Source organism: Microbulbifer sp. JSM ZJ756, assembly GCF_044383805.1.
Classification (GTDB): Bacteria; Pseudomonadota; Gammaproteobacteria; order Pseudomonadales; family Cellvibrionaceae; genus Microbulbifer; species Microbulbifer zhoushanensis.
The window spans coordinates 181162-202954 of sequence record NZ_JBISER010000002.1; the positions used below are offsets into that span (position 1 = coordinate 181162).

Annotated in this window: 25 protein-coding genes; 18 read left to right on the forward strand and 7 right to left on the reverse strand. The window is 63.0% G+C overall.

Features of this window, described 5'->3' with window-relative positions; genetic code table 11:
- Nucleotides 1-43: 43 nt before the first annotated feature.
- The 4 genes from ACH6CX_RS04785 to ACH6CX_RS04800 are packed head-to-tail and all read right to left on the reverse strand — an operon-like array spanning nt 44 to nt 2981.
- On the reverse strand, nt 44-901 hold the full coding sequence (locus tag ACH6CX_RS04785; protein ID WP_232941591.1) for a PDZ domain-containing protein: 858 nt from the start codon (nt 899-901) through the stop codon (nt 44-46).
- Between the two features lie 40 nt (nt 902-941).
- Entirely contained in the window at nt 942-1553 is a 612-nt protein-coding gene (locus ACH6CX_RS04790; RefSeq protein WP_232941592.1) for a TPM domain-containing protein, read from the reverse strand.
- Nucleotides 1553-2302 carry a TPM domain-containing protein gene (locus ACH6CX_RS04795; RefSeq protein ID WP_396675000.1) on the reverse strand — a complete coding sequence of 250 codons (750 nt, stop codon included), beginning with the start codon at nt 2300-2302 and terminating at the stop codon, nt 1553-1555. The genes ACH6CX_RS04790 and ACH6CX_RS04795 overlap by 1 nt, the downstream gene beginning before the upstream one ends.
- A gap of 19 nt (nt 2303-2321) precedes the next feature.
- Entirely contained in the window at nt 2322-2981 is a 660-nt protein-coding gene (locus tag ACH6CX_RS04800; protein WP_232941594.1) for a LemA family protein, read from the reverse strand.
- 87 nt (nt 2982-3068) lie between these two features.
- Here ACH6CX_RS04800 and ACH6CX_RS04805 point away from each other — a divergent pair, with 87 nt between their 5' ends.
- The 5 genes from ACH6CX_RS04805 to ung all read left to right on the forward strand — a co-directional run bounded on the left by ACH6CX_RS04805 (nt 3069) and on the right by ung (nt 6542).
- On the forward strand, nt 3069-3605 hold the full coding sequence (locus ACH6CX_RS04805) for a YaeQ family protein (protein ID WP_334078497.1): 537 nt from the start codon (nt 3069-3071) through the stop codon (nt 3603-3605).
- 13 nt (nt 3606-3618) lie between these two features.
- Entirely contained in the window at nt 3619-4101 is a 483-nt protein-coding gene (locus ACH6CX_RS04810) for a YajQ family cyclic di-GMP-binding protein (protein ID WP_232941596.1), read from the forward strand.
- 38 nt (nt 4102-4139) lie between these two features.
- Nucleotides 4140-5165 (forward strand): esterase-like activity of phytase family protein, encoded by a 1026-nt coding sequence (locus ACH6CX_RS04815; protein ID WP_237063816.1) that lies wholly within the window; start codon nt 4140-4142, stop codon nt 5163-5165.
- Entirely contained in the window at nt 5162-5752 is a 591-nt protein-coding gene (locus tag ACH6CX_RS04820; protein WP_232941598.1) for a uracil-DNA glycosylase family protein, read from the forward strand. The genes ACH6CX_RS04815 and ACH6CX_RS04820 overlap by 4 nt, the downstream gene beginning before the upstream one ends.
- A 67-nt stretch (nt 5753-5819) precedes the next feature.
- Complete coding sequence (gene ung, locus ACH6CX_RS04825; protein ID WP_232941599.1) at nt 5820-6542, forward strand: uracil-DNA glycosylase; 723 nt, start codon at nt 5820-5822, stop codon at nt 6540-6542.
- 27 nt (nt 6543-6569) lie between these two features.
- On the opposite strand, the gene ACH6CX_RS04830 is transcribed toward ung, so the two are convergent.
- Nucleotides 6570-7598 (reverse strand): YgfZ/GcvT domain-containing protein, encoded by a 1029-nt coding sequence (locus tag ACH6CX_RS04830; protein WP_396675003.1) that lies wholly within the window; start codon nt 7596-7598, stop codon nt 6570-6572.
- A 160-nt stretch (nt 7599-7758) separates the two neighbouring features.
- Between ACH6CX_RS04830 and ACH6CX_RS04835 the strand changes: the two genes are divergently transcribed.
- Together ACH6CX_RS04835 and ACH6CX_RS04840 are read left to right on the forward strand one after the other, a co-directional pair.
- The gene (locus ACH6CX_RS04835; RefSeq protein ID WP_232941601.1) at nt 7759-8004 is read left to right on the forward strand and encodes a succinate dehydrogenase assembly factor 2; all 246 of its coding nucleotides are present in this window, start codon (nt 7759-7761) and stop codon (nt 8002-8004) included.
- Nucleotides 7979-8431 carry a protein YgfX gene (locus tag ACH6CX_RS04840; RefSeq protein WP_396675006.1) on the forward strand — a complete coding sequence of 151 codons (453 nt, stop codon included), beginning with the start codon at nt 7979-7981 and terminating at the stop codon, nt 8429-8431. Before ACH6CX_RS04835 ends, ACH6CX_RS04840 begins: the two co-directional genes overlap by 26 nt.
- Nucleotides 8432-8466: 35 nt before the next feature.
- On the opposite strand, the gene nadB is transcribed toward ACH6CX_RS04840, so the two are convergent.
- Complete coding sequence (gene nadB / locus ACH6CX_RS04845) at nt 8467-10083, reverse strand: L-aspartate oxidase (RefSeq protein WP_237063808.1); 1617 nt, start codon at nt 10081-10083, stop codon at nt 8467-8469.
- 168 nt (nt 10084-10251) lie between these two features.
- Between nadB and rpoE the strand changes: the two genes are divergently transcribed.
- From rpoE to ycjG, 5 genes are all read left to right on the forward strand, one after another.
- Complete coding sequence (gene rpoE, locus ACH6CX_RS04850) at nt 10252-10866, forward strand: RNA polymerase sigma factor RpoE (RefSeq protein WP_232941604.1); 615 nt, start codon at nt 10252-10254, stop codon at nt 10864-10866.
- Nucleotides 10867-11036: 170 nt separating this feature from the next.
- Complete coding sequence (locus ACH6CX_RS04855) at nt 11037-11753, forward strand: sigma-E factor negative regulatory protein (protein ID WP_396675008.1); 717 nt, start codon at nt 11037-11039, stop codon at nt 11751-11753.
- Nucleotides 11750-12778 (forward strand): MucB/RseB C-terminal domain-containing protein, encoded by a 1029-nt coding sequence (locus ACH6CX_RS04860; RefSeq protein WP_396675010.1) that lies wholly within the window; start codon nt 11750-11752, stop codon nt 12776-12778. Before ACH6CX_RS04855 ends, ACH6CX_RS04860 begins: the two co-directional genes overlap by 4 nt.
- Nucleotides 12779-12782: 4 nt before the next feature.
- Nucleotides 12783-13247, forward strand: a complete 465-nt coding sequence (locus tag ACH6CX_RS04865; RefSeq protein WP_232941607.1) for a SoxR reducing system RseC family protein — start codon at nt 12783-12785, stop codon at nt 13245-13247.
- 56 nt (nt 13248-13303) lie between these two features.
- A complete protein-coding gene (gene ycjG / locus ACH6CX_RS04870) occupies nt 13304-14248 on the forward strand; it encodes an L-Ala-D/L-Glu epimerase (protein WP_396675013.1) in 945 nt (314 codons plus the stop codon).
- 41 nt (nt 14249-14289) lie between these two features.
- Here ycjG and mpaA read toward each other — a convergent pair whose 3' ends face one another.
- The gene (gene mpaA / locus ACH6CX_RS04875; RefSeq protein WP_232941609.1) at nt 14290-14997 is read right to left on the reverse strand and encodes a murein tripeptide amidase MpaA; all 708 of its coding nucleotides are present in this window, start codon (nt 14995-14997) and stop codon (nt 14290-14292) included.
- Nucleotides 14998-15175: 178 nt separating this feature from the next.
- Between mpaA and ACH6CX_RS04880 the strand changes: the two genes are divergently transcribed.
- The 6 genes from ACH6CX_RS04880 (at nt 15176) to era (ending at nt 21699) form a co-directional block, all read left to right on the forward strand.
- Nucleotides 15176-16576: a Do family serine endopeptidase gene (locus ACH6CX_RS04880; protein WP_232941610.1), complete on the forward strand. Its 1401-nt coding sequence runs from the start codon at nt 15176-15178 to the stop codon at nt 16574-16576.
- Between the two features lie 190 nt (nt 16577-16766).
- Nucleotides 16767-18572: a translation elongation factor 4 gene (lepA, locus tag ACH6CX_RS04885; protein WP_232941611.1), complete on the forward strand. Its 1806-nt coding sequence runs from the start codon at nt 16767-16769 to the stop codon at nt 18570-18572.
- A gap of 77 nt (nt 18573-18649) precedes the next feature.
- On the forward strand, nt 18650-19468 hold the full coding sequence (lepB, locus tag ACH6CX_RS04890; RefSeq protein ID WP_237063803.1) for a signal peptidase I: 819 nt from the start codon (nt 18650-18652) through the stop codon (nt 19466-19468).
- Between the two features lie 52 nt (nt 19469-19520).
- Nucleotides 19521-19961, forward strand: a complete 441-nt coding sequence (locus tag ACH6CX_RS04895) for a DUF4845 domain-containing protein (RefSeq protein WP_232941613.1) — start codon at nt 19521-19523, stop codon at nt 19959-19961.
- Nucleotides 19954-20634 (forward strand): ribonuclease III, encoded by a 681-nt coding sequence (gene rnc / locus ACH6CX_RS04900; RefSeq protein WP_232941614.1) that lies wholly within the window; start codon nt 19954-19956, stop codon nt 20632-20634. Before ACH6CX_RS04895 ends, rnc begins: the two co-directional genes overlap by 8 nt.
- Nucleotides 20635-20787: 153 nt before the next feature.
- Nucleotides 20788-21699: a GTPase Era gene (gene era / locus ACH6CX_RS04905; RefSeq protein ID WP_232941615.1), complete on the forward strand. Its 912-nt coding sequence runs from the start codon at nt 20788-20790 to the stop codon at nt 21697-21699.
- The last annotated feature ends 94 nt before the right edge of the window (nt 21700-21793 follow it).

The window sequence follows — 21793 nt, forward strand, 5'->3', positions numbered from 1 at the left end:
GCCCGCCGCCGGGAGTTCCGCTCCCGGCTGTTTCTGCCTGTCTTTACCCCCGAATGCCCAGCGGTCCACTGGGCAGGTAAATGGTCTCCCGGCTGCCGCTGTCCCGGCGCTGGATTTCCACCGCCACGTTTTCCCCCGGTGCCACTTTGTAGACCTGCGAGCGCAGGTCACCCATATGGAAAATTCGCTCGCCGTTGTAGCTGATGATCCGGTCGCCGGGGCGCAGGCCGGCTGCGGCGGCCGGGGCGCCGCTGATCACGTCGTTGATTTCCATATTCTGGCTGCCGCTGGTGGCCTCCAGGTAGCGCTCGAATTCCTCCGCTGACAGTTCGTGCTCCAGCATCTTGCGGGGGTGGCTGTAGGATTCCAGCTTCTCGCGCAGGGCCATGGCCTCCGGCGACGATTTGTTGGGGGTGTGGCGGTAGGCGTAGGAAATTTTCATGTGCTCGTACTGGAAGCGTTCCTGCCGCTCGAGAATATGGGCGGCCCGTGCGGGATCGATGCCCGCCTCGACCAGCTGTTGCAGCTGCATCTCGTGAAAGTCCTGGCTGTGTGCACGACGCCTGCTGTGCCGCTGCCCATCCCCCTCACTAATTGCTGCCTGGCGGGTGCGGGGCTCGTTGTCGACCTCACCCTCCAGCTGCTGGCGCAGCTCCTCCACCAGGTCCAGCATCTGTGACTGGATTTCATTGGAGCGGGCGAGGGATTCTTCCAGCCTGGCCACGCGGGACTCCAGGTCCCCGTCACCTGTAAAGATTTGTGCCAGGCGGCCGGCCCGGCCGTCAGCCAGGGCGCCGGCCGTACTGTCCGGCGCACCCGCGGCGATCGCCAGGTAGCCGCCGGGTATGGCCACCAGAAGGGCAAGAAGGGCAAGGTTCAGTCTGCGGCTCGCAAATATCATGGTCAGTACCGGGAAGTGACCCGGAGACCAGTGTCAGTGCTCAGTCCAGGATCACCAGGTGATTGGGAAGCTCATTTTTCATCGTTGTGGCCGGCGCTACTTCCCGCAGGAGTTCGCCGCACCGCTCAATACAGTGTACAAACGCTTCGCCGGTTTTGCCTTTCTTGATCTCGTGGATGAACTCCTCGACGATCTCGCGCCAGCTCTCATCGGTAATATGTTCCGCCAGGCCCCGGTCGGCGAGAATCTCCACGTAATGTTCGGCCTCGGCGACAAAGATCAACAGGCCCAGACGTCCGTGAGTGCTGTGCAATTCCTGCTGCAGGAACTGTCGCCGGGCCAGGTTGGCGGCGCGCCAGAATTTCACCTTGCGCGGTACCAGGCGCATGGTCAGGGGGCGCCAGCGGAACAACACCACCAGGGCGATAAACAGGATCCACTGGATAGTGAAGGCCTCGTGGTATTCCAGCCACCAGGGCAGGAACTGCAGCAGTGGCGCCAGCACCAGGGCCAGGAATGCGGCCCACAGGGTGGAGATGTAGACGTAGTTGTCGGCTTCGCGGGTCAGGACGGTCACCACTTCGGCATCGGTCCGTGACTCCACTTCCTTGATTGTCTCGGCCACCTTGCGCCGGTATTCACTGTTGAGCATTACCATCCCCCCGAGGCGCCCCCGCCGCCAAAGCTGCCACCACCGCCACCGAAGCCCCCGCCCAGGCCGCCGCCCCCGAAGCCGCCACCAAAGCCACCGCCGCCGTAATAGCCGCCGTAGCGCCCGCGACGATAGCGGCCACTGTTCAGTGGGGCGCCGAATACCGCACCGCCAAACAGCTGCAGCATCACCAGCAGCAGGAAAAAGCCCACCAGCAGCGCCAGGCGACGGTCGCCGCTGGTTTCCGTGGGTTCAGCCACATATTCGTTGCGGATTGCGGCGATCATTGATTCGACTCCGGCAATGACACCAGCATCGAAATCACCGGAGCGGAACTTCGGCAGTACTTTGGTATGGATGATGTTTGAAGACAGGGCATCGGTGAGTGCACCTTCCAGGCCGTAGCCCACCTCGATACGCACCTGGCGCTCCTGTGGCGCAACAATCAGCAGTGCCCCATTGTCCTTGTCCTTCTGCCCCAGTTTCCACTCGCGACCCAGCTGGTAACCATATTCCTCGATGGTGAGTCCCTGCAGGTCCGGTATGGTTACCACCACCAGCTGGTTACTGGTTTCTTTCTCATGCTGTTGCATCAGCTCGGTGAGTTGGTACTCGGTGTCCTGGCGCAGCAGGTTGGCGCGGTCCACAACCCGCCCGGATAGCATCGGAAACTCGGGCTGGGCCCATGTAGCAACGCTATACAGGCAGGCCAGCAGGCTGAACAGCAGGGGCAGGTGGCGAAAGTGCATTATCGGTGGTCAGGTTCCGTCACTGGAAATCCACATCCGGGGCTTTTTCTGCATCTTCCGAAGTGGCCTCGAAAGTCTCGCGGATCGGCATGTCGCTGTAGAGCACGCTGTGCCAGATACGTCCCGGAAAGGTGCGGATTTCCCGGTTGTAGCGCTCCACGGCGGATATATAATCCCGCCGGGCCACACTGATGCGGTTTTCGGTGCCTTCCAGCTGTGATTGCAGGGTAAGGAAGTTCTGGTTGGACTTGAGGTCCGGGTAGCGCTCGACCACCACCATCAGGCGCGACAGGGCACCACTGAGCTGTGCCTGTGCCGCCTCGAACTGCTGGAGTTTGGCGGGGTCGTTGATCAGGTTTTCATCAACCTGCATGGAGTTGACCCGGGCGCGGGCCTCGGTGACTGCCTCCAGAGTCTCCCGCTCCTGGTCAGCATAGGCTTTTACGGTCTTGACCAGGTTGGGGATAAGGTCGGCACGTCGCTGGTACTGATTCTGTACCTGGGCCCAGGCGGCTTTTACCTGCTCGTCGTAAGTAGGGATATTATTGATGCCGCACCCGCTCGCCGTTATGGCGAAGAAGGAAACAAACAGTGCCTGCAAAAAGCGTGGCCAGGACCAGGGGCGCACACAGGGGCGGGAATTTAAACAGGAGCGGGTGCCGGGAGTTATCGGTTTCATGCCAATCATCCATGTTTATGCCCAGAGCCCGACAATAATAGCTTCCCGTGACACAGTCACGGCAACAGGTAGGGGCCGGGGAGAGTAATGGCGCTTAAAGCAACAATTTTCAAAGTCCGGCTGCAGGTCGCTGACCTGGACCGGCATCACTATGCGGACTACCCGTTGACCATCGCCCGCCACCCATCGGAAACCGACGAGCGCATGATGGTCCGCTTACTGGCATTCGCACACAATGCCGGCGATTCACTCGAATTCACCCGTGGCCTCTCCAGTGATGAGGAGGCCGACCTGTGGCAGTTGGGCCTCAGCGGGGAAATAGAACACTGGATCGAGGTGGGGCTGCCAGCGGAAGAGCGGGTGCGCAAGGCCTGCAACCGCGCAGGGAAGGTATTGGTGTACAGTTATGGGCGGCGCACGGCCGGGGTATGGTGGCAGAAGCATGGGCAGGCCCTGGCACGATTCTCCAACCTGCGGGTCTATCAGCTGGACCCTGACCAGACCGAAGCACTGGCGTCGCTTGCGCAACGCACTATGGAATTGAACGTCACCATACAGGATGGCCACCTCTGGATTGCCAGCGGGGAGGAGAGCCTGGAGGTGATCCCGGAGCAACTGCAATAATTTTGGAGTATTTATGCCTTCTTTCGATATTGTCTCTGAAGTGGACAAGCACCAGCTGACCAACGCGGTCGACCAGGTAAACCGCACCGTGGGTAACCGCTTTGACTTCAAGGGCGTGGACGCCGAAGTGGAAATGAATGGCTTTGAGCTGACCGTGCGGGCCGAGGCCGATATCCAGGTAACACAGATGGTGGATATGCTCCGCAGCGCGCTGATCAAGTGTGATATCGATCCCCTCGCCATGGAAGTGGGCGAGCCGGAGCAGTCCGGCAAGGTGGTTAAGGTCAAGATCACACTGAAAAATGGCTTGGACAAAGAGCTGGCCAAGAAAATCACAAAGATTATCAAGGATGAGAAGCTCAAGGTGCAGGCATCCATCCAGGGCGACCAGGTCAGGGTTACCGGCAAGAAGCGCGACGATCTGCAGCAGGTCATCGCAACACTGCGTGGGAAAGAGCTGGAACAACCCTTGCAATTCGAGAACTTCCGCGATTGATAATACCGTGCCCCCGGGCAACGGGATAAAGGTAAAAAATGCAGAAGTTTCTTCGGGGCCTGCTGTTGTCAGGTTTTTTAGGGCAGGTGACTGTTTCTGTGGCGCAGCCGGTTATTCCTGCGGAGCTGCGCGGCAGCTGGTGGCTGGACGGCAGTGCGGGCCTGGATATTTCCGGGCTGAGTTTTTGTGACGGGGAATTGCTGGCGGTATCAGACAAGGATTCCACCGGTATTTACCGGATCCGGCTGGACCAACCGGCAATGGGGCCTGGGCCGCGCACAGATGCAGATAGTGGTGAAGCGGGAGATAACGCTGTTCCAGCGGCGGCGACACAGCTGGAGCCCTACCGACGCATCAACGGGCTGGATTTGCCGTCCGGGCGCTGGGAGGGCTGGAAAGCAGCGCTGCTCAACCTGGTCCAGTCGGGGACAGCGGCGGACTTTGAGGGGATCAGCTGCAGCGGTGGCGATATCTACATGGTCAGCGAGCGTCACCACCGTGTTGCGCAGTTGCCAACTACTGGTGATGCGCGCTGGCTGCCACCGCAGTGGGCCGATGGCGCCCGTGAGCGCGGCTTTATGCTGCAGTTCAATGGTGCCAGCGAGGGACTGGTGCGGGACGGCGAAGATACCTGGATTGCGATGGAGCGGGATGGGCGGGGGCTGGTGCACCTGTCCGGGGATACAGTCGAGTATTTTCGCGTACCGGGAGTGCCTGGCCTGGATTTCCGCGGTCGTTCGGAAGACCTGACCGGGCTCGATATTTATGACGGGGCCCTTTACACCCTGGAGCGGAATGCGTTTGCCGTTTGCCGCCGCGCACTGCCCGGCCTGCGTGCGCAGTGGTGCATCAACTATCGCGCGGTTGAGGAAAGGCCGGAGTACATCTACCGGGAGACCTATTACGGCAAGGCCGAGGGCCTGGCTGTGCGCGACGACGGGATTTTTGTGGTACTGGATAATAACAATCTCGGCCGCGTTGCAGCCCCGGATGATCGCCGCGGCTTGCTGTTACAGCTGGCGCATCCCCCGGCGGGTGTGGTGGCGGAAGCCGGACCCGAATGAGCCGGCGCATCCCCCTGCAGGACCTGCTGCGCGAGGTGCGTGCCTGCCGCCTGTGCGAGGACGTGCTGCCGCTGGGCCCGAACCCCGTGCTGCGCGCGGCTGAGTCGGCGCGCCTGTTGATTGTCGGCCAGGCACCGGGCACTAAGGTGCACGAGACCGGCATCCCCTGGAATGATCCTTCGGGCGATCGCCTGCGGGACTGGCTGGCAATCGACCGCGATACCTTTTACGACGAATCCCGCATCGCCATTATCCCCATGGGGTTCTGCTATCCCGGGCGCGGCAAGGGCGGCGACCTGCCGCCGCGACCCGAGTGCGCTGCCGCCTGGCATGCGCGATTGCTGGAGCTTCTGCCGGACCTGCAACTGACCCTGCTGGTGGGCCAGTATGCACAGCGCTACTACCTGCCGCACTGGTATGGCAGCATTACCGAGAACGTGCGGCACTACGCCGATGCGCTGCCCGCCGGTTATTTCCCATTGCCGCACCCGAGCCCGCGCAATACCCTCTGGCTGCGCCAGCGCCCCTGGTTCGAGAAAGAAGTGGTGCCGGAACTCCGCCGCCAGGTAAAGAAGGTCTTACCGTAGGGGCGAGCCCGGTGTTCGCCCGCGCACCGCGACAAAAGCACGAAGATAGTATTTTTCAGGAAGCAGCATGACATCCCCCGAAAAAATAAAGATAGAACCCAGCTGGCACCGGGTGCTCGAGAGTGAGTTCCGGAAACCCTATATGGGCCAGCTGCGGGAGTTCCTGCGCACAGAGAAGAGTGCCGGCAAGCAGATCTACCCACCTGGTGGCCAGATTTTCAATGCCTTCAACTCAACACCGTTTGATCGGGTAAAGGTCGTGATCCTGGGGCAGGATCCCTACCATGGGGCGGGCCAGGCCCACGGCCTGTGTTTCTCGGTAATGCCGGGCGTGCGCATTCCCCCGTCACTACAGAATATCTACAAGGAGCTGGAATCCGACCTGGGTATCCCCCGGGCACAGCACGGTTGCCTGCAGCCGTGGGCAGAGCAGGGCGTATTATTGCTGAACGCCACCCTGACGGTGGAGGACAGCAAGGCCGGTGCCCACCAGGGGCGCGGCTGGGAGCAGTTTACCGATGCGGCTATCCACGCCCTGGCAGAGCAGCGCGAGGGGTTGGTATTTATCCTGTGGGGCAGTTACGCGCAGAAAAAGGGGGCCTTTATCGATCGCAATAAACACCTGGTGCTGCGCGCGCCACATCCCTCACCATTGTCGGCACACCGGGGGTTCTTCGGTACCCGGCCATTCTCACAGGCCAATGCCTGGCTAGAGCAGCACGGCCAGGCGCCCATCGACTGGCAGTTACCTGCAGCTGCTGAGCTTCACCGGGTTGCGGTTGAAATCTGATTGCGGGATAGCCGGCCTGGATGCGAATCAGGCCAGCGGGTCTGCTTCCGCGTCGTAGGGTAGTTCCTGCAACTGTAACTGGCGGCCGTCTGCCAGTTTGAGCGAGGCCTCCTCGGCGACCCTGGCAATGGTCAGCACCGCCAGCAGCTCGATGCCTTCTTCACTGCGGCAGGCCTCGACAGTATTGCCAATGGACTTGCCGTCGCCCGTGACGATATCGCTGCCGGGAGCGGGTAGTTCGCCGGACTCGCAGCGCGCCCGGTACATGCGGCGCTTGGCGGCGCCCAGGTACTGCATGCGGGCCACCACTTCCTGGCCGGTGTAACAGCCTTTCTTGAAACTCACCCCGCCCAGCAGGTGCAGGTTCAACATCTGCGGGATAAACATTTCACTGGTGGCGGCGTGGAGTTGCGGGATTCCTGCCGCCACCTGTTCCGCCACCCAGTGGCAGTAACCTGCCGCTTCGGCGACCGTGGCCAGTTTTTCCCAGAGGGCCCCTGCAGACTCACCGGGAACCTCCAGCGCCAGCTGGTGCTCATTCAGGGCACAGGCGAGGATTGTGGTGTCGTCCAGCTGGCAGTGCGCGGCTTCACCGGGTGCCAGTTGCGGGACCTGCAGCAACTCCGCAGCCTGCCTGATGGCGCCCTTGCCCTGCAGGCCCAGCCAGCGCCGGGATTCCCCGGCCTCGGCCAGTTCGGTCTTGAAAAAGACCGCGTACTTGGCCATGGCGTCCCGGCCGATTGGGGCCAGGTCCCGGGGCAGCAGCAGGGTAAAGTCTTCCTGCGAGTGCTTGATGGCGCGGAAGGCGCTGATCATGCGCCCCTTGGGATTACAGTGGGCACCCAGGGTACTGTGGTTATCGGGCAGGTTGACCAGGTCGCAGGTAAGCTGGCCCTGCAGGAATTTCTGGCTGTCGGGGCCGGTGACGGTGACCGACCCCAGGGGGCTCAGGTCCACCAGGTGCAGGTCCGCCGGGGTATCGGGGAAGTGCGCCTGGTTGCCCTCCCACACGGCGCCCCGTGCGCTGAGGTATTCCTGCCACTGTGCCTGGTCCATGGTGAGTCCCTGTACTGCTCGGTTGGTGTGTGTTGACACCACTATGTGGGGTTGGCGGGGTGGATTTCAACCGGGAGCGCAGGGTCCCGGCGTGGCCGGGGCTACTGTTCGGGCGCCCGCTACAGGTATACTGCCGCAAATTCTCTGGTTGGAATGAAGTATGGATCGCAACCGCCTGTTTTGGGCCAGCCGCCGCGGTATGCTGGAGCTGGACCTGGTACTGCTGCCGTTTCTGGAAAACGTCTACGACACCCTCGACGAGGCTGACAAGCAGCGTTATGTAAAGCTGCTGGACAGCGAGGACCAGGACCTGTTTGCCTGGTTCCTGCGCCGCGAGGATCCGGAGGATCCGGAGTTGCTGCATATTGTGCAGATTATCCGTGACAACACCGGCCTGCAGGAATAGCCCGCACTCCCCCGTCCCCGAGCGCCACGCGCGGTTATCCTGCAGCGTGGCGCCCTCCCGTATTCTTACCTTGATCCTGGCGGCGGCCCTGCTGCAGGGGCTGCTCTTGTTGTGGCTGGCGCCATTGCCCTGGTATATCGCCCTGGCCCTGGTAGTGCCGGTATTGGCCTACGCCATCCTGGAATGGCACCGCATCGTGTCCACCAGCGGAGTCATCAGTACCCGCGAGCGGCGCTGGTTCTGGCGTCCCGATGGTGCTGAGGGTGGTGAAATCTTTCTGCACGGTGAGCTGGTGCTGTGGTCCTGGGTGGTAGTGGTGAACAGCCGCGACCCGCGCGGGCGCCGCCTGCGGCTGGTGCTGGCCCGCGACATTATGAGCGCGGATGACTGGCGGCGCCTGCGGGCGGCACTGCAGTACTCCCGTTGAAACTGGCGGTATGCGGGCGGGGGCGCGCCCGCCACTTACACAAACTGCCGCTGGTCGGCGAAATTCTCCGGCACCAGGATGGTATCCATGGCCAGTTCACGCAGGCGCGGGTAGTCCACTGAATAGTGCAGCCCGCGGCTCTCGCGGCGGTCCAGTGCTGAGCGGATGATCAGCTCGGCCACCACTGCCAGGTTACGCAGCTCGATCAGGTCGCTGGTAATACGGTAGTTGGCGTAGAACTCACGGATTTCCTGCTGCAGCAGCCTTACCCGGTGTTCCGCTCGCAACAGGCGTTTGCGGGTGCGCACGATGCCCACGTAGTCCCACATAAAGCGGCGTAATTCATCCCAGTTGTGGGAGATAACCACATCCTCATCCGAGTCGGTGACCCGGGAGGCGTCCCAGGGCGCCGCCTCCCGGGGCGGCGTTACGCGGTCCAGGTGCGCATCGATATGCAGTGCCGCGGCGCGTCCGTATACCAGGCACTCCAGCAGGGAATTGCTGGCCAGGCGGTTGGCGCCGTGCAGGCCGGTAAAGGTGGTTTCGCCGATGGCATAGAGCTGGTCCAGGTCGGTGCGGCCGTGTTCGTCCACGATCACACCGCCGCAGGTATAGTGGGCTGCGGGGACCACCGGGATCGGTTCCCTGGTGATATCAATGCCGTACTGCAGGCAATTGCTGTAAACAGTGGGGAAATGCCCGCGGATAAAGTCGGCGTCCTTGTGGGAGATATCCAGGTAGAGGCAGTCGGCACCCAGGCGCTTCATTTCGTGGTCGATGGCGCGGGCGACGATGTCCCGGGGCGCCAGTTCGCCGCGCTTGTCGAAGCGGTGCATAAAGCGCTGGCCGTCGGGCAGTTTCAGTTGCGCACCCTCGCCGCGCAGGGCTTCCGTCACCAACGAGGCCTTGGCCCTGGGGTGATACAGGCAGGTGGGGTGGAACTGGTTGAATTCCATGTTGGCGACGCGGCAACCGGCGCGCCAGGCCATGGCAATGCCGTCCCCGCTGGCGCCGTCGGGGTTGCTGGTGTAGAGGTAAGCCTTGCTGGCGCCGCCCGTGGCCAGCACCACGGCGCGAGCCTGGAACAGTTCCACTTCCTCGGTTTCGCGGTCCAGTACGTAGGCGCCGGCGCAGCGGAAGCGGCCCTTGGCGGCATCGGGCTGGCGGATCAGGTCCAGCGCGACGTGCTGCTCGAAACAGTCGATGTTGGCGGCTGCACGCACCCGCTCGATCAGGGTGCTGTGCACCGCCCGGCCGGTGGCATCGGCACTGTGGATGATGCGCCGGTGGCTGTGGCCACCCTCCTTGGTGAGGTGGTAATCCTGGTCCTCGCGGGTGAAGTCGACCCCCTGGTCAATCAGCCACTGGATCGCTGCGGCGCCGTTTTCCACTGTGTGGCGCACCGCATCCGGGTGGCAGAGGCCGGCGCCCGCATCTAAGGTATCAGCGATATGGGACTCCACCGAGTCGGCGCTGTCGAGCACCGCGGCGATGCCGCCCTGCGCGAACCAGGTGGAGCCGTCCCGCAGTCGCTGCTTGGATAGCAGCGCCACCCGGTAACGGGCCGACAGGTGCAGCGCCAGGGTCAGCCCGGCAGCACCGCTGCCAATGACCAGGACGTCGTAATTTGCCTTTGCACTCATAATTTTCATTGTCCAGTGGGGTCGCGTAGTATAGCGCCAACTTTCAATTCGTCGATTTGGCCCGGAACTTATGTCCTACCGCCAGTGTCTTCAACATCACAGAATAAATACCTGCGTTGCCAGCTCCAGACCCATCTGGGAGGCCGCACGCGGTGTGGCTGTATTTGGGAGTAGGGGATGACAGCGCAACAGGCGTCACCAAGTGACCGCCAGCTGGTAGAGCGGGTGCAGAAGGGCGACAAGCGCGCCTTCGACCTGCTGGTGTTGAAATACCAGCACAAGATCGTTGCCGTGGTGAGCCGTTTCATCAAGGATCACAGCGAGGTTCAGGACGTGGTGCAGGAGGCTTTTATCAAGGCCTACCGTGCACTGGCCAATTTCCGTGGGGAAAGTGCCTTCTATACCTGGATGTATCGCATCGCGATCAATACGGCCAAGAATCACCTGGTGTCCCGCGGGCGTCGCCCGCCGTCCTCAGACGTGGACCTGGAAGATGCGGAGTTTTATTCCGGGGCCGACATGCTGCGGGACAATGAGACACCGGAAAACCAGTTGTTCCGCGACCAGCTCGAGCAGGCCGTGCACCAGGCGATCCAGGCACTTCCTGAAGACCTGCGCTCGGCCGTGACGCTGCGCGAGATGGAGGGCCTGAGCTACGAGGATATCGCCGAGGTCATGGGTTGCCCCGTGGGTACCGTGCGCTCGCGCATCTTCCGCGCCAGGGAGGCGATTGACCGCACGGTCAAGGCGGTAATGGCCGGTGAGCCCGAGCCCATGGGGGATCGCGGCTAGGTCCCGCAAGACCGGGACGCTGGAGAATTTTTGCTGCGGTGGTGAAACAATTCCCCGCCCGGCATGTCTGAGAGAATGACCGGCAAGTGGTATCTGCTGGAACTGGCAATTTTGCCGTGGCGCGGGTCTCTGCGCCGGTTCATCAATTGTTTTAGAGAGGGGTTGCCCGTATGTCCCACGGGAGTCATCAGGATCGGCTGAATGAATCGCTGTCTGCGCTGATGGATGGCGAGGCCACGGAGCTGGAGCTGCAGCGCCTGCTGAAGCACGGCGGCGCCGAGGGTGAGCTGGCCGAGCGCTGGTCCCGCTACCAGTTGGCGGCCAGTGTGATGCGGCGCGAGCAGGTGTCACCGGCAATACCGGGGCTCGCAGCCGGCATTTCCGCGGCGATTGAAGCTGAGGCACCCCTGGATGTGCAGGCCGGGGAGAGTCCTTCGGCTGCCAACGACGGTACCCGTTCCCCCTGGATGCGGACCCTGTCCCGCGGTGCTGTCGCCGCCACTGTGGCTTTCGCAGCCATTCTGGGGGTGCAGCAGCTGTCGCAGCCCCAGCCCGGGGTGACAGGTAATGAAACTGGTGCCCCACAGCTGGCAGCCGAGCCGGCGCGACCGGTGCAGCAGCCGGTCCAGCAGTCGGCACCGCAGCCCAGTGGTTTCTACGTGCCCGCACCGACAACCCGTTCGGTCAGCACTGCCGGCCCGCGCCTGGTGCCCGAACGGCAATCGGGTGTCCCGGTGCAGGGCGTGATCCAGCAGGCGCCGCCCGCGGAGCTGATTCGTCACCTGAACCGGGTGATGATCCAGCATTCACAGCAGGCGGGCCATGTCAGCACCCAGGGCATGGTGCCGTTTGCGCGCGCCACCTACGGAGAGCAGGACGGACAGTGACCGAATCGCGATTTATCCCGCACTACAAAGCCAACAGCATGCTGTTGGCTTTGCTGTTGATGGCCCCGGCAGTTTTCGCGCAGCAGCCCGTGCCTGCAGAACCGGCGGACAATCCCACCGGCGCGCAGCAGCCGCAGGCGGTGGTGCCACCAACCGGGCAGGAGCCCCCGGCGCAGGCCGACAGCATCGATTACTGGCTGGGCAAGCTCTCCGATGCAGTGAGCAACCTGGAATACAGTGGCCTGGTGACGTTTGAGCACCAGGGCCTGCTGGAAACATTGCAGGTCTTCCACGCCGTTCGCGATGGCGAGCAGGTGGAGCGGGTCCGCTACCTGAGCGGCGAACCCAGGGAACTGATCAGTCACGGCACCACATCTGCCTGTAACCGGGTGGTGAGCCCGTTTGGACGGGCCAGCCAGTGGACCTCTATCGACGGCCAGCGGGCGGGCAGTTACCACTTTGTCCTGCGCGGCGGCGAGCGTATTGCCGATCGCGATACGGTTGTGATCGAGGCGCGTCCGCGCGACCAGCACCGCCTCGGGGTATTGCTCAATCTCGACCGGGAAACCGGCCTGCCGCTCAAGTCCATGCTTGTGGGCGCCCAGGGCAAGGTACTGGAGCGCTACCAGTTTGTGCAGCTGGACCTGTCCCCGATCAGCGACGCCAACCTGCAGCCCGGATCCCCCAATACGCGACGCATAGATAATCGCCATGCGTGTGAATCCGCCCAGACCCGCTGGCAGCTGGGCTGGCTGCCCGACGGCTACCAGCGGGTAGCGGTGCGCACCCTGGCCGATGGCGACATGCTGGTATTCAGCGATGGCCTGAGCGTGTTCACGGTATTTGTGCAGCGCCTGGGCCCGGAACTGGAGTACAAGGGGCGGGCAATCCGCGGGGCCACTGTGGCCTATATGGACCGCGTCGAGGTGGACGGCACCAATTACACCGTTACCGTTGTCGGTGAGATCCCCGATGCCACCGCGCAGCGCCTGGCGCGCTCCGTGGCGATGGAAGCGGGCTCCTGAGAGCATGCACGAAGAGCGTGGCCGCGTGGTGGCAATCGAATCCGGCGCTATCTGGGTGGAGACCATCCAGCGCAGTGCCTGCGGCGGGTGCGCAGCCAGGTCCGGCTGCGGTACCGGTGCGCTGGGTGACTACCTTTCCAAATCCACCCGTATCAGGGTGGCGCTGAACAGCTGGGACCAGGACCGCATCTCCCTCAACGACACCGCGGTCATCGGCATTCCAGAGCGCGCCCTGAGTACCGGTGCGCTGGTTGTGTACCTGGTGCCCCTCGTTGCGCTGATGCTGGCGGCGATGCTGGGCGAGGCGCTCGGCGGAGAAATCGGTGCCATCAGTGGTGCCGTGGCGGGCCTGCTGGCCGGGGCCGGCGTGGTGCGCTGGTACAGCCGCCGCCATGCTTCCAATCCCTTCTATGCCCCGGTGCTGTTGCGGCTCGAGTCCGCGAGTCCGTCCCACCCCTCTCCCGCCTGACCGCGCAGGCTGTCCCCGAACTAAACTCTTAGGGTCTGACGTTTCGGGAAACCCTTATGCATGCCCGTTGTTATGCCGAGCAGTGGCCCCTGCGCACATCCTTTGTGATCTCCCGTGGTGCGCGAACCGAGGCAGCGGTCGTGGTGGTGGAAGTATCGGACGGCTCGGTCACCGGTGTCGGCGAGTGCACGCCTTATCCCCGCTACGGCGAGAGTGTCGAGACGGTGCTGGCCCAGGTGCGGTCGATACTGCCGGCGGTGGAGGACGGGCTGGACCGCGTTGCGTTGCAGGCACAGATGCCCGCCGGCGCCGCCCGCAATGCAGTGGATTGTGCCCTGATGGACTGGGAGCGCCGTCGCGACCAGGCCGGCCAGCACGGTCCCGGGTCGCTGGCCACCGTCCAGACCCTGGTTATAGATACGCCGCGGGCCATGGCAGAGGCTGCGGCGGAGCAGGCGGCCCGAGGGGTGGAAACCCTCAAGCTCAAGCTGGATGACAGCAGCGTGGAGGCCCGGGTGCGCGCAGTGCGGGCCGCGGCACCGGAGACCCAACTGGTGATCGATGCCAATGAATCCTGGCAGCGCGCGACGCTGGTGGAGCGCTGCCAGATGCTTGCCGGTCTCGGGGTGGCCATGCTGGAGCAGCCGCTGCCCGCCGATGATGACAGCTTCCTGTCCTCATTCCCCCATCCGCTGCCGATCTGCGCCGACGAGAGCTGCCACACCCGCGAAGACCTGCCCCGGCTGCAGGGGCTCTACGAAATGGTCAATATCAAGCTGGACAAGACCGGCGGTATCACCGAGGCACTGGCCCTGGCGGATGAGGCCAGGGCGCAGGGGTTTGCCCTGATGCTGGGCTGCATGCTGTGCACATCCAGGGCCATACGCGCCGCCTGGCCACTGGGCGAGCTGGTGAAGTTGCGCGACCTGGACGGTCCCACCTGGCTGGCGCGGGATGTGCAACCGCCGCTGCGCTTTGAAGCGGGGCGTGTCTACTGGTAATAAGGCAACCTGGTAGCGAGTACTGACACCAGCACCGCGGCTCAGCGCGTGATCAGGTCGATCAGGGCCTGCAGGTAATCCTCACTGGCGGCGTCGGCCGAAACCGGCGGGAATTCCACGGTAATGCAGGGCAGGTCCCGTTCGGCACACCAGGTGCCGAAGGAGCCGGGGGTCAGGTAGCCCACATCGGCCACCAGGGGCAGGCGCAGGGCGCTGGCCAGCCACTGTCCCAGGGTGCTGGAGGCCGGGTCCTCGACACAGGCCAGCGGTTCGTGAATGGTCACTAGCCAGGAGGGTTGCAGCCGGTCGATCAACTCGCACAGGGCGCGGGTTTCGGGCTCCGAACCGGCGCTGTCGCCGGTGCTGAGGAGCACGTCGCGCTCGTCCGCGGCACTGTTCCAGCGGTAGACCGTGTCCTCTGCCTGCCAGTTGCTGGTGGCGAAATTGCGATTCAGGTCCACTCCTGCAGCATTGCAGCGCTGGCCCAGCTGGCAGCCATCGGGGTTGACCGCGAGGATCACGTGGTGCCGCAGCGCCGCAGCGGGGATGGCGCGCAGGGCGCAGGACAGGGCCACCACCGCGGCGACTTCGTCACCGTGGGTGCCCGCCATCACCATGCCTGGCCGGTCAGCGCCCTCCGGGACCTGGGCCGGGAAATACAGCAGGGGGCTGCCCAGGCGGGATTCGCCATAGGCCTGGCGGGGATGGTCGAACTTGCCGCGCTGGGTGCGGGGGCGTAAATTGATCATTCTTTACACTGATTTACAGTCGGCGCCAGAACTTTAGGCGTAGGCTTGCCACTAACACTGTAAGCCGGACCCGTTGAATACCGACTTCCCTGACCCTATCTAGGGCTGGGACGGTACCCGGGACGAACAGACAGTCATTGTTTTCATATTAGAAGGGATAACTAGGGGTAACAAACCGATGGTTAAACGCTGTACGCAGTTCCTTTTCATCCTTAGCCTGATGATCTCGACAGCCGCATGTGCGCGCGGCTTGCCGGATCTGACCGACCTGATCGAGAAAAACTCCCCGGCGGTGGTGAAAATCAACACCATGGAGACCACCCGCCAGGCCAGCCGCGGGGGCCCGCCGCAGTACCGGCAGGATATCCCGGATATCTTCCGTCACCTGCTGGAGCCACGCCGCCGCGAGCAGCGCCCGGTGGCCAGCATGGGCTCCGGCTTCATCATTTCGGAAGATGGCTATGTGGTTACCAACAACCACGTGGTTGACGGCGCCGACCAGGTCCTGGTGACCCTCACCGACCGGCGCGAGTTCGAGGCACAGGTGATCGGCACCGATCCGAGTTCCGACCTGGCACTGCTGAAAGTGGATGCCGATGACCTGCCGGCTATCAGCTGGGGGGAATCCGAGGACCTGAAAGTGGGTGAGTGGGTGGTTGCGATCGGCTCGCCGTTCGGCCTCGACTACTCGGCCAGCGCCGGGATCGTCAGCGCCATGGGGCGCAGCATCCCCAATGAGAGCCGCGAGAACTATGTACCGTTTATCCAGACCGATGTGGCCATTAACCCCGGTAACTCCGGTGGCCCGCTGTTCAACCTGAAGGGCGAGGTAGTGGGCATTAACTCGCAGATTTATACTCGCAGTGGTGGCTCTATCGGCCTGTCCTTTGCAATCCCGGCAGACCTGGCCCGCGATGTGGTCGCCCAGCTGAAAGATAAGGGGCGCGTGGACCGCGGCTGGCTGGGCGTGGGCATCCAGGATGTGGACCGCAACATGGCCCAGGCAATGGGGCTGCGCCGTCCCAGCGGCGCCCTGGTGGCACAGGTTGAGGCTGGTGCCCCGGCTGCTGAAGCCGGCATTATGGCCGGTGACATCATTACCCACTTCGACGGCGAGCGTATCGATGTCTCCGGTGACCTGCCGCACGTGGTTGGCCAGACCCGCCCGGGCGAGGAGGTAACCGTCGAGCTGATGCGCAAAGGCAAGGTCAAGCGCCTGGGCGTGGTGGTCGGCGCTCTCGAGGGTGACGACCAGCAGCGCCAGCAGGCTGCGGTCAGCCCCAGTACCGATGCCGGCGGCCGCCTGGGGTTGATGGTTGACGAGATTCCCGACGCGCTGAAGCAGCGCCTGGGGGTTGAGTCCGGGGTGATGGTGAAAGAGGTTGTTCCGGGCAAGGCCGGGGCCAAGGCGGGACTGCGCAGCGGCGATATCATCGCCCAGCTGGGCTTCGACGAGGTCAATGACCTGGACGATTACCGCCGCGTGGTCAAGGACCTGCCGGGTGACGAGTTGCTGCCGATTCGCTTTTTCCGCGGCGGGCAGCCCACTTTCCGCACCATCCAGATCGAAGAGGACTGACCCGCGCGGGGTCCCGGGGCCGGCGGGTTGCAGGCCCCGGTATTGCTGCCGGGACCCGGTCCCGGCGGGCGCCTGCGGGCCCCGTGTGAATAGCACTGCCCAGTAGCCACTGCCATCTGGTAGACTTGCGCCATCTCTCTGGCGAGGTCGCCAGATAACATTCTGATTTTCAAAGGGTTTCTAATCCGCAGTGGCAACAGATCTCTCCCATATCCGCAACTTCTCCATCATTGCGCACATCGACCACGGTAAATCCACCCTGGCAGACCGTTTTATCCAGGTCTGCGGGGGGCTGAGCGACCGGGAAATGGCCCAGCAGGTGCTCGACAGCATGGATCTGGAGCGGGAGCGCGGTATCACCATCAAGGCCCAGAGCGTGACCCTGGATTACACCGCGCGCGACGGCAAGACCTACCAGCTCAACTTCATCGACACGCCCGGCCACGTGGACTTCTCGTACGAGGTATCGCGCTCCCTGGCGGCCTGTGAGGGTGCGCTGCTGGTAGTGGACGCGGCCCAGGGGGTTGAAGCCCAGTCCGTGGCCAACTGCTATACCGCCATCGAGCAGGGGCTCGAGGTGATCCCGGTACTGAACAAGATGGACCTGCCGCAGGCCGACCCGGACAAGGTGGCGGAGGAAATCGAGGACATTATCGGGATCGATGCCACCGAAGCCACCCGTTGCAGCGCCAAGTCCGGCCTGGGGGTGGAAGAGGTGCTGGAGGACCTGGTGCGGCTGGTGCCGCCGCCGGAGGGCAATGTGGATGCACCCCTGCAGGCACTGATTATCGACTCCTGGTTCGATGCCTACCTGGGTGTGGTCTCCCTGGTGCGGGTGGTGCAGGGCACCCTGAAAACCAAGGAAAAAATTGTTACCAAGTCTATCGGCCGCGCACACGTGGTCGACAGTGTGGGGATTTTTACCCCCAAGCGGAAAGAGACCGGCGTGCTGCGCGCCGGCGAAGTGGGCTTTGTGGTCGCCGGTATCAAGGACATCCACGGCGCGCCGGTGGGGGACACCCTCACCCATGCCAAGGAAGCCGACGATGTGAATATGCTGCCCGGCTTCCAGAAGGTGAAGCCGCAGGTATACTCCGGCCTGTTCCCGGTCAGCTCTGACGATTATGAGGCTTTCCGGGATGCACTGGACAAGCTCTCCCTGAACGACGCCTCCCTGTTCTACGAGCCGGAGACCTCCGATGCCCTCGGGTTCGGTTTCCGCTGTGGTTTCCTGGGCATGCTGCACATGGAAATCATCCAGGAGCGCCTGGAGCGTGAGTACGACCTGGACCTGATCACCACCGCACCCACCGTGGTCTATGAGGTGGAGTTGACCGACGGGGAGGTGATCACCGTGGATAACCCGTCCCGCCTCCCCGAGGTGGGCAATATCGAGGAAATGCGTGAGCCTATCGTCGAGGCCAATATCCTGGTGCCACAGGAGCACCTGGGCAACGTTATTACCCTGTGTGTGGAAAAGCGCGGTGTCCAGAGGGATATGCAGTACGTGGGCAGCCAGGTGTCGCTGCGCTACGAGCTGCCGATGAGCGAAGTGGTAATGGACTTCTTTGACCGGCTGAAATCGGTCAGCCGTGGCTTCGCCTCACTCGATTACAGTTTTGTGCGCTTCGACCCGGCAAAGCTGGTGCGGCTGGATATCCTGATCAACGGTGACCGGGTCGATGCGCTGGCGCTGATTGTGCACCGTGATACCGCGCAGCAGAAAGGGCGCGCGATGGCGGAAAAAATGAAGGAACTGATCCCGCGGCAGATGTTTGACGTGGCGATCCAGGCTGCGATCGGGGGGCAGGTGATAGCCCGCACCACGGTCAAGGCCCTGCGCAAGAACGTGACCGCCAAGTGTTACGGCGGCGACGTATCGCGCAAGAAGAAACTGCTGGAGAAACAGAAGGCGGGCAAGCGCCGGATGAAACAGCTCGGGCGTGTCGAGGTGCCGCAGGAGGCCTTCCTGGCGGTTCTGAAAGTGGATCAGTGAGTGGTGGCTGCGGACTGCCATGCCCGGCAGGACCACACGGACTATTGATCGCGTTGGTATAGATCTCTGAGAGCAATATGGACATCAATTTCCCCCTGATCCTGTTGTGGCTGGTAGTGGGCAGTGGCCTGATCTGGCTGGTGGACAGCCTGTTTTTTGCCCGGCGGCGGCGCGAGCTTGCGGCAGCCGGGGTCGATTCAACGCAGGCGCAGCCCGGCAGGCAGGTGGCGCCGGGCGAGGTGCGCGAGCCGGTGCTGGTGGAGTATGCGAAGTCATTCTTCCCGGTGCTGGCGCTGGTGTTTGTCTTGCGCTCCTTTATCGTCGAGCCGTTCCAGATCCCCTCCGCATCCATGGTGCCCACCCTGCAGGTGGGCGACTTTATCCTGGTGAACAAATACGCCTACGGACTGCGCCTGCCGGTTTCCCGCACCAAGGTAGTGGACATTGGTGAGCCGGAACGCGGGGATGTGATGGTGTTCTTTCCGCCGCACATGAATGAGACGTATTTTATCAAGCGTGTGATCGGCCTTCCGGGAGACCGGATCCGGGTTGAGGGTAACATGCTGTATATCAATGGTGAGCCGGCACCGCAGGAACTGATCCAGGCGATCCCCCCGGGCGATCCGCAGATGGAGGTCCTGTGGGAGGAGATCTATGGCCGCCGTCACCTGATGGCCAAGAGCGTCTATCCCAGCCGCTTCGCCAATATCCCCGAGGTGGTGGTGCCCGACGGGCATTATTTCATGATGGGCGACAACCGGGACAACAGCCTGGACAGCCGCGAGTGGGGCTTTGTGCCCGAGCAGGATATCGTCGGCAAGGCTTTTGCGATCTGGATGCACTGGGACAGCCTGTTAAGCGTGCCCAGCTTCAAGCGCGTGGGTACCATCGAGTGACAACCTTCGATTTTCATTGAGCATCGACAATAAAAAGACAGAGGATAGCTTTATGGGTGGGCAAATCAGAGCTTCACTGCAGCGCCAGCGCGGCATGAGTTACTGGGGCATCATACTTGTTGTGGCCGGGCTGGGTTTTGTCCTGACCTGTGTCTCCAAGATGGGGCCTGGCTATATCGACGCCTATTATGTTGACCAGGGCCTCAAGAAGCTGGCGGAGCAGGATAACCTGCGCGACATGACACGCTCGGAGATCAAGAAGGAACTCGACAAATTCTTCCTGATCAACAACGTCCGCGGCCAGCCGACCGAATCGGTCAAGATTATCCGCGGTGCGGACAGCATGCTGGTCAGTGTCGACTACGAGGTGCGCCAGCCACTGATGTACAACGTCGATGTGGTTCTGCGTTTCAACAAGCAGCTGAATACCGCCAAGGCGGAGCTGTGCTGCGAGCCACTGGTAGATCTGGAGCAATTCCGCCAACGTGACTGATATTGCACTGGAGCGCCTCTGCCGCAGGCTGGGTCATCACTTCGAACGTCCCGAACTGCTCGAGCTAGCGCTTACCCATCGCTCCCATGGCAGCCGCAACAATGAGCGGCTGGAGTTCCTGGGCGATTCCATTCTTGGCTTCACCATCGGTGCGGCACTCTTCGAGCAGTTCCCGGCCGGCCGCGAGGGCCAGCTTACACGCCTGCGCGCACAACTGGTCAGCGGTGAGATGCTGGCAAAGCTGGCGCGCGAAATGGAACTGGGTGAGTGCCTGCGCCTGGGTGAGGGAGAGATGAAAAGTGGCGGCCACCGGCGCGCCTCGATACTCGCCGATGCGGTCGAGGCCCTGATCGGTGCGATCTACCTGGATGCGGGGCTGGAGGCGGCGCGCGCGCGGGTGCTTGACTGGTATTCCACCCGTTTGCAGGGGCTTTCCCTGGAAACCGCCAAGGATCCCAAGACCCGCCTGCAGGAGTGGCTGCAGGCGCGCCAGCGGCCGCTGCCCGAGTACCGGGTGGTGGACGTGGCCGGCGCCGAGCACGCGCAGCGATTCGTGATAGAGTGCAAGGTGGAAGGGCTGGCGGATGCGGTCAGGGCCGAGGCAAGCAGCCGCCGGGCCGCCGAGAAAGCCGCCGCCGCCGAGGCCTTCCGGCTACTGACCGGTGCGAGCTGAGCCTGCCTGGCGAATTCTGTTACAGTGCCTCCATCCCTCACCCGATCCCCATGCTGGCGATCCCCGGAACGGGCATTGTGCACCCGGCACCAGATACACCCTACAATCAAGTGGAGCGAGCATTGATGCGCGTCCCGCACCCGGAGGTTTTCCTTGAGCGATTCTAACCAGCAGCAGGCCCGCCGTTGCGGCTATGTTGCCATTGTCGGCCGACCCAATGTCGGCAAGTCCACCCTGCTCAACCACATGCTGGGGCAGAAGCTGGCCATTACCTCGCGCAAGCCCCAGACCACCCGCCACAATATGCTCGGTATCAAGACCGAGGGCGATTACCAGATCGTGTTTGTCGATACCCCGGGCCTGCATGGCGAGGCGGACAAGGCCATCAACCGCTATATGAATCGCGCCGCGAGCAGTGCTGCCCGGGATGTGGATGTAGTGGTATTCGTGGTTGAGCGAACCCGCTGGACCGAGGGCGACCAGCTGGTGGCGGACAAGCTGCGGGGGCTCAAGAGCCCGCTGGTAATCGCGGTAAACAAGGTCGACCAGCTGGACAATAAGGGCGACCTGCTGCCACAGCTGCAGGCGCTGGCAGAACAGCACCCGCAGGCCGAGATCGTACCCATCTCCGCGCTGCGCGGGGTCAACCTGGATGCGCTTGAGGAAGTGATCGTCCGGCACCTGCCCGAGGGCGAGCACTACTTCCCCGAGGAGCAGATCACTGACCGAAGCTCCCGCTTCCTCGCCGCAGAGATTGTGCGGGAAAAAGTAATGCGCCAACTGGGGGCGGAGATCCCCTACCAGGTCACCGTCGAGGTGGAAGAGTTTGCCCAGGACGGCAGTGTCCTGCACATCAGCGCGGCGATCCTGGTGGAGCGTAGCGGCCAGAAACGGATCCTGATCGGCAACAAGGGTGAACGCATCAAGCAGATCGGCAGCCAGGCCCGCCAGGATATGGAGCGCCTGTTCGACAGCAAAGTGATGCTGAATCTCTGGGTCAAGGTCAAGTCCGGCTGGTCGGACGATGAGCGCGCCCTGCGCAGCCTCGGCTATCGCGACGACTAAATCCCGGATTGTTGCTCGTGTCAGTTGTCGCTGGAACCGGACGAGAGGATGTGGCGGAGCAATCCGGCGGCCGGCAACCCACTGAGCACCGGGC